General features: G+C 66.0%; 5 protein-coding genes. 4 read left to right on the top strand and 1 reads right to left on the bottom strand.

Annotation, left to right across the window (positions count from 1 at the left end; all coding sequences use genetic code 11):
* Together AC1DJT_RS08550 and AC1DJT_RS08545 are read left to right on the top strand one after the other, a co-directional pair.
* Positions 1 to 663: WecB/TagA/CpsF family glycosyltransferase (locus AC1DJT_RS08550; RefSeq protein WP_476833906.1), on the top strand; the 663-nt coding region annotated here is incomplete at its 5' end.
* Complete coding sequence (locus AC1DJT_RS08545) at positions 660 to 1,553, top strand: DUF6492 family protein (protein ID WP_476833905.1); 894 nt, start codon at positions 660 to 662, stop codon at positions 1,551 to 1,553. The genes AC1DJT_RS08550 and AC1DJT_RS08545, both read left to right, overlap by 4 nt.
* A 7-nt stretch (positions 1,554 to 1,560) precedes the next feature.
* Here AC1DJT_RS08545 and AC1DJT_RS08540 read toward each other — a convergent pair whose 3' ends face one another.
* Positions 1,561 to 2,685 carry a lipopolysaccharide biosynthesis protein gene (locus tag AC1DJT_RS08540; RefSeq protein WP_441505012.1) on the bottom strand — a complete coding sequence of 375 codons (1,125 nt, stop codon included), beginning with the start codon at positions 2,683 to 2,685 and terminating at the stop codon, positions 1,561 to 1,563.
* A 254-nt stretch (positions 2,686 to 2,939) separates the two neighbouring features.
* Between AC1DJT_RS08540 and AC1DJT_RS08535 the strand changes: the two genes are divergently transcribed.
* Together AC1DJT_RS08535 and AC1DJT_RS08530 are read left to right on the top strand one after the other, a co-directional pair.
* Complete coding sequence (locus AC1DJT_RS08535) at positions 2,940 to 4,001, top strand: endo-1,4-beta-xylanase (RefSeq protein ID WP_476833904.1); 1,062 nt, start codon at positions 2,940 to 2,942, stop codon at positions 3,999 to 4,001.
* A 67-nt stretch (positions 4,002 to 4,068) separates the two neighbouring features.
* Positions 4,069 to 6,462 carry a Wzz/FepE/Etk N-terminal domain-containing protein gene (locus AC1DJT_RS08530; RefSeq protein ID WP_476833903.1) on the top strand — a complete coding sequence of 798 codons (2,394 nt, stop codon included), beginning with the start codon at positions 4,069 to 4,071 and terminating at the stop codon, positions 6,460 to 6,462.
* The last annotated feature ends 2 nt before the right edge of the window (positions 6,463 to 6,464 follow it).

Raw genomic sequence — 6,464 nt, 5'->3', positions numbered from 1 at the left:
CGTCACCGCCACGTGAAGCTCGCCTTCTGCAATGCGAACCTCGTCAACCTGGCCGCCGTGGACGCAAGGCTGCAGGCGCAGCTCAAGGACTTCCTGGTGCTTGCGGACGGAATCGGCGTCGATATCGGCTCCCGGCTTCTCTATGGCGCGTCCTTCCCCGCAAATCTCAATGGCACCGACTTCATTCCGGCCCTGCTCGCCGCGCAGAACCGTTCGCTCCGCGTGACGTTGCTGGGCGGACAGCCAGGTGTGGCCGAGCGCGCTGCGGCGCGCCTGACTCAGGATTACCCACGGCACGGCTTCACCGTGCTGAGCCACGGCTATTTTGCTCAGAGCGAAGAGGCCGGGCTTCTGGCGCAGCTGGCCGAAAGCCCGCCCGATCTCCTGCTCGTGGCCTTCGGAAATCCGCTTCAGGAACGCTGGATTGCAGAGAAGATCACGCTCCAGCACGCGACGATCGCTGCCGGTATCGGTGCGCTGTTCGATTTTCTGGCAGGCGAGGTCGAGCGCGCGCCAGACGTCCTGCGGCGTCTGCGGCTGGAATGGCTCTACCGCCTCCTGCTGGAGCCCCGCCGGCTGTGGCGGCGCTATGTGCTCGGCAACCCCGCGTTCCTGCTGCGGATGCTGCGCATCAGGTTCCAGCCCCGCGGTCCGACGCAATGAGCCTCAGCTACGCCATTGCGACGCCGAGCTATGCCKGGGACTTCGAACGCTGCCGGCTGCTCTGCGCCAGCATCGACCGTTTCGTCACCGGCCACACGGCCCATTACCTTCTGGTCGAGGATCGGGACGTCGCGCTGTTCAAGCAGCTGGAAGGTCCGCACCGGCGGGTGATCGCGGAGGCGGAGCTTCTGCCCTCCTGGCTGAAACCCCGGCCCGATCTCCTGAGCCTCGGACGTCGCCGGGTCTGGACGGGCCTCGGTGCCCTGCGGCGCGGTCTGCCGCCGCTGCGCGGCTGGCACGCACAACAGCTGCGCAAGTTCGCCTTTCCGATGAAGAGCCACGAGGACGTGGTGATCTTCGCCGATTCCGACATGATGTTCCTGCGGCCCTTCGACGTCACGCGCCTCGGCCGGGACGGGACGGTCCGCCTCTACCGCAAGCCCGACGGCATCACCGGCGCCATGGCCCAGCATACCGACTGGTGCATGATGGCGGCCCGCCTGCTCGGACTGCCGGAACCAGCATTTCCCAGTCCCGACTACATCAACAATCTCGTCAGCTGGCGACGGGACGCCGTGCTGGCGATGATGACGCGCATCGAGGAGATAGCCGGGCGCAGCTGGGTCGAAGCGATCGCCACGCACCGGCAATTCTCGGAATACATGATCTACGGCTATTTCGTCGAACGCGTGCTCGGGCTCGAAGCCGCCGGCCACTGGCCGGACGAGCACGAGCTCTGCAAGGTTTACTGGTTTCCCGAAGATGTCGGCGAGCTGGCGACGTTGCGCAGCTTCGAGGACATCCTGGAACCGGGACAGGTCGCGGTCGGCGTGCAATCCTTCATCGGGCAGCCCGTCGAGCGCCTGAAGGCGCTGTTCGAAGCACAATAGTCCCGGTTCAGCGGGCCCGGCCAAGCAACCGATAGGTGACCGTGACGGAGAGCAGATAGACTGCGCCGAAGACGGCGTTGAACCAGGGGGCCCAGGCCTCTTCCTGGCCGAAGCGAATCATCACCCAGGCGATCAGTGCCGCCTTGAGCGCGGTGATGGCGCAGAGCAGCGCGATACGCGAGCCGGTGCGCTCCCGCGCATAGAGCAACTCGGCGTGATACTCGACGAGGTTGCGGAAGGCAGGCACCGCGAACATCGGCAGGAAGAGATAGGCGGCCTCGGAGACGTTGCGGCCGAGCGCGCCGGGAAACGGCATCAGCAGAATGACGATGGCGACCAGTCCGCCGATCGAGACCAACGCGATCGCGAGTTCGACCAGCATCTTGCGTCGCCAGCCGCCGCCGAGGCCGCGATCCTTCATGATCTTCTGGACCAGCATCTGGTTGAAGCTGCGCACCGGCATCGCGGTAAGATCGATGACGCGCATGGCGATGGCATAGAGCCCCGCGGTGCGTTCTCCCGCGAGCGCCAGCATCAGCAGCTTGTCGAGTTCGGATTGGACGTAGAACACGATGTCGGCCGCGCCCGCGAATACGGCATCGGCCATGCGGCGGGGATAGAGCGCCCTAACGAAACGCAGGCGCAGCGGCGGCAGAAACAGCGTCAGCGCGATCACCGCGGACAGGATCGTAGTGCCGAGATAGGCCCAGACCCAGGTTTCCAGGCTCGCATGGCCCAGACCATAGAAGGCAACCGCAGCAAGCGTGCGCAGCGAGGAGCCGATGATGACGAGCAGGGCGGACTGCCTGAAACGCCTCAGGCCGTTATTGATGATGGCGACGACCTCGACGAGGCGCCAGCCGAGCACCTCGGCGACGATGATCAGGGCGAAGGGAAGAAGATCCAGCCGCTCCCTAAACAAGGCGACATAGGCCAGGGCGGCAACTGCAGCGATCAGCGGCAGCGACAGGACGGCAAGCCCGCCGAAGCCGGCGAGATAGGCGCCGAGGAGACGCGGCTTGACCGTGGCGACGCGATAGACCGGCGAGACGAAGCCGAAAGCCAGCAACCGCGAGAGAATGAGTCCTGTCGAGGAGGCCGTCGCGAACAGGCCAAACTCACCAAGGGTCAACGTATTCGCAACGATGAGGAAATATACAAGAGAGATAATGAGACGACCGGCTGAGCCGCTCAGGATCGTAAGGTAGGCGGATATGGTGGCACGATCTGGCGACATGGAGTCCATTGCGGCGGCGGCGAGAGCTGGCTCGGGCCCTGCTCACGCCAAAATTGAGCCCGAACCTCGCTTAACGCAAAGGCATTGAGCGACCCTAAACGAAGCCCGGGAAGCGCTGCCCCGCGCAGCTGCCTGAATCGGAACGGAACATGAGCCGCATCACCAGGCGCGACGCCCTGGCCGGAACTGCCAGCCTCGCCCTGGCGTGGCCGAGCGCCGGTCTCGCGCAGGTCGGCCGACCCGCCATTCCATTCGGCTCGGCCGCGCAGATCGAGCCCTTCCGCGCCGACCCGCGCTATCGCGAGGCTTTGAAGACCTATTGCAACGTCATCGTCCCGATGAACGACCTCAAATGGGAAGCGCTCCGGCATGACCGCTCCCGGTTCGACTTCTCCGGAGCCGACGAGCTGATCGCCTTCGCACGCGGCAACAAGCAGGCCCTGCGCGGCCACGCCTTGCTCTGGGGCATGGCCTTGCCGCCCTGGGCCAAGGAGATGAGCACGAAGGCGGAAGCCGAGCGCGAGCTAATCAGCCATATCGAGACCGTCGTGGACCGCTACAAGGGCGTCATACCGACCTGGGATGTGGTCAATGAGGTGATCGCTCACGATCCGACCCTCGAGGAGCCCTATCGCGACACGATCTGGCAGCGCCTGCTCGGCCCCGAACATATCGAGATCGCTTTCCGGACCGCGGCCCAGATCGATCCAGAGGCGCGGCTGGTGATCAACGACTATGATTTCGAGGATACCGATCCGCGCATCGTGAGGCGCCGCGCCGCGGCTCTCTCGATCATCCGGGACCTGCGCGACAAGGGCATCCCGGTCCATGGGCTCGGTATGCAGGCCCATCTGTACGGCGAACGCGCCATCGATACGCCCGGCTTGCAGCATTTCATGCAGGATCTCGGCACGCTCGGCGTCGATGTCGAGATTACCGAACTCGACGTGATCGATTGGAAGCTGCCGGCTGTAGAGCGGGAGCGCGACAGCACCGCGGCAAACCTCGTTTCGACCTTCCTGAATGCGGTGGTCCCCGCGCGCCAGCCCAAGGCGATCGTCACCTGGGGCCTCAGCGACCGCTATTCATGGATCGGAGAGACCTTCGCGCGTAAGGATTCTGCCAAGGCCCGGCCACTCCCCCTCGATGAGGACTACAGGCCGAAGCCGATGATGAAGGTACTTGACCGTTATCGGCTGGGGACGAGCTGAGCGGTGTTGGTGAGTTCGATGTCCGCCGGGGTGACGACCATCATCATCCCGGGCCGGGCAGGTTTGAGTGAAGCGTAGCGTCATGTTCACGACCGAGACCGCCGATGGCGAGCTCAGCAGAACCGAACAGGCCGGCAGCCGCACGGAGCCGGCGGCCGGCGGAGCTGTGCCGTCAGCATTGGCGCGCCTGACCAACCCGGCCTGGCTCTTTCAGACGCTGTGGAGCCGAAAGGGACTGATCATCGCGGCAGCGCTGGCGGGCGCCCTCCTTGCCGCCCTGGCAAGCCTGTTCATTCCGCCGAAATACGTCTCGACCGCCCAGCTTTTCATCGATCCGCGCGATCTGCGCGTGCTGCAGAACGAAGTCTCGCCCAATGCGGTCGGCAGCGACCCGACCTCGCTTACGGCCTATCTCGAAAGCCAGGCGCGCATCATCGCCTCGGACAGCATCAAGGCGCGCGTCGTCAAGAGCGAGGGCCTCGACAAGGATCCGGAATTCGGGGGCGAGGCCGCCAAGAGCGGGCTGGGTCGACTCCTCTCTGGCAGCAACAGCACCTCTTCCCGCGATGGATTGCTCTATGCGCTCGCGGCCCTCGACAAGAACGTCACGGTCCGGCGTGGCGAGCGGACCTTCGTCATCGACATCTCGGTGACCTCGCGCGATCCCGATAAGGCAGCGCGGATCGCCAATGCGCTTGCCACCGCCTATCTCGACGACCAGGCTTCCGTCCGTGCCGAGGCTGCGCAACGCGCCACCGGCGCGCTGACCGGGCGCCTGGAGGAATTGCGCAACCGCCTGCGCATCGCCGAGGAGAAGGCAGAGAAATACAAGGAAGCCAACAGCCTCGTCGGTGCAGGCGGCAAGTCGATCGGCGAAGAACAGCTTGCGCTGAACAATGCCCAGCTCGTCGCCTTGCGCACCAGGGTCAGCGAAGCCAAGGCGAAATACGACCAGACGCTTGCGACGCGCGCCTCGAGCATCGAGGCCGGCGCCATACCCGAGGCGGTCGCCTCGAACACCATGACTGCACTCCGGTCCCAGTTGGGCGCGGCGCTCAGCAAGGAAGCCGATCTGCTGGCCTCGCTCGGCTCGCGTCACCCCGCGCTCGCCGCGGCGCAGGCTCAGGTGCGCGATGCGCGCCGGYAGATCAACGAGGAACTTGCCCGGATCGCGCGCGCCGCCAAGATCGAATACGACCGCGCCGTCGATGCCGAGAGGCAGATCGCGCGGCGCGTCGAGGAGCTGACCAGGCAGCAATACAGCGCCGGCCGCGCTTCGGTGCAGTTGCGCGAGCTCGAACGCGAGATCGAATCCTCGCGCGCCGTCTATGACGCCTTCCTGCGGCGGGCACGTGAGACCGGGGAACTGTCCGGTATCGACACGACCAATGCGCGCGTCATCAGCATGGCCATGCCGGCGCTCGAGAAGAGCGGCGTCAGCAGGCGCACCGTCGTCATGCTCGGAGGCATCGCCGGGGGCGGTCTGGGCGCGATCGCCGCACTCGGATTGGCGCTGTTTGGCGGCTCCCTGCCTGCACCGCCTGCCGGGCTGCGCCGCTGGCCATTCCGCAATCGCCACGAGCCTGTTGCCGCTCAGGCATCGCCCCCGCCCGCTCCTGCCGATCCCGTCCCTGTGGTCGCTGCGGCCACGGAGCCGCCTTCCCCTGATGCGGTCGCGGCCCCCGCCAGGACCGGATGGCGGCGTTTCATGGCGATTCAAGGCGGTCAACCAGCCCGTACTCCGGAGGTCGTGCGAGCCCCCGCAGCTCCCCCCTTGGCCTTGCTGGCAAAACTGCCTGCCGTGAGGCATCGACGCTGGCGGCGGGATGGCGAAGTGCGCTCGGTCTTTCAGGCCAAGGCTCATCTCGTCGACGTCATCGACAAGCCGAATGCCTCCTTCGCCCGGGCGATCCGCGGCATCCGAACCGAACTCGCCAGCCAGGGCAGTCCCAGTCGGCGGATTCTCGTCGTCGGATTGCGCCGCAATGCCGGCGCCTCGACGCTGGCGCTCAACCTCGCGCTCGATGCCGCGCAAGCGGGGTTGCCGGCCATGCTGGTCGATGCCGGCCTCGGCGGAAACAGCCTGACATCGGTCTTCGCGCCGGACGCGCAGGCAGGTGTGCACGAGATCGTCTCCGGCAGCGCCAGCCTGATCCGTGCGGCGCTGCAGGACGAGGGCACCGGCCTGTTCTTCGTGCCGCGCAAAGGGCATCCGGAACTCGTCACAGCCGAACAGATCAGCCACGACTTCTTCGGCGCGGCCCGCCGCTTCGGGCCGGTCTTCATCGATGGTGCCTCGCTGGGTTCCGACGCTTTCACGGAGCGTTTTGCAGATGCGGTCGACGACATCGTGCTGGTCGTTCGCGAGGGTGAGGTCGGCGCGGGCGAACTCCAGCAGGCAAGTACGGCGCTGGGCCGGAACGCAGCCAAGATCCGCGGCTTCGTCAGAAACGAAGCCTGAGC

Source organism: Allobosea sp. 05T422_2, assembly GCF_056396265.1.
The sequence above is the reverse complement of the archived record's forward strand: the minus strand, read 5'-3'. Positions and strand labels throughout refer to the sequence as shown.